This is a genomic window from Vibrio sinensis (assembly GCF_003605645.1).
Classification (GTDB): Bacteria; Pseudomonadota; Gammaproteobacteria; order Enterobacterales; family Vibrionaceae; genus Vibrio; species Vibrio sinensis.
Genome location: NZ_QVMU01000148.1, coordinates 1 through 490, shown reverse-complemented (window position 1 = coordinate 490; position 490 = coordinate 1). Strand labels below are relative to the sequence as shown.

The window sequence follows — 490 nt, the reverse complement described above, 5'->3', positions numbered from 1 at the left end:
AAGCCTGGCGATGTCCTACTCTCACATGGGGAGACCCCACACTACCATCGGCGCTATTGCGTTTCACTTCTGAGTTCGGCATGGAGTCAGGTGGGTCCGCAACGCTATGGTCGCCAAGCAAATTCTTTCTCTCTATTTCTAGAGAATAATCTGGAAAGCTGTTTTATTAAGTTCTAATACACATTCAAATYTGTTCTTGYATTGAGTCCTACAAAACCCCTTGGGTGTTGTATGGTTAAGCCTCACGGGCAATTAGTACAGGTTAGCTCAACGCCTCACAGCGCTTACACACCCTGCCTATCAACGTTCTAGTCTCGAACAACCCTTTAGGACRCTTAAAGYGTCAGGGAAAACTCATCTCAAGGCTCGCTTCCCGCTTAGATGCTTTCAGCGGTTATCGATTCCGAACTTAGCTACCGGGCAATGCCATTGGCATGACAACCCGAACACCAGAGGTTCGTCCACTCCGGTCCTCTCGTACTAGGAGCAG

The 490-nt window shown here is 48.8% G+C and carries 2 rRNA genes; both read right to left on the bottom strand.

The window, feature by feature from the left end:
* Positions 1 to 2: 2 nt before the first annotated feature.
* Positions 3 to 118: ribosomal RNA gene (gene rrf, locus DZ860_RS24005) — 5S ribosomal RNA — on the bottom strand.
* Positions 119 to 231: 113 nt separating this feature from the next.
* Positions 232 to 490 (bottom strand): 23S ribosomal RNA (locus tag DZ860_RS24000); the annotation flags it as partial.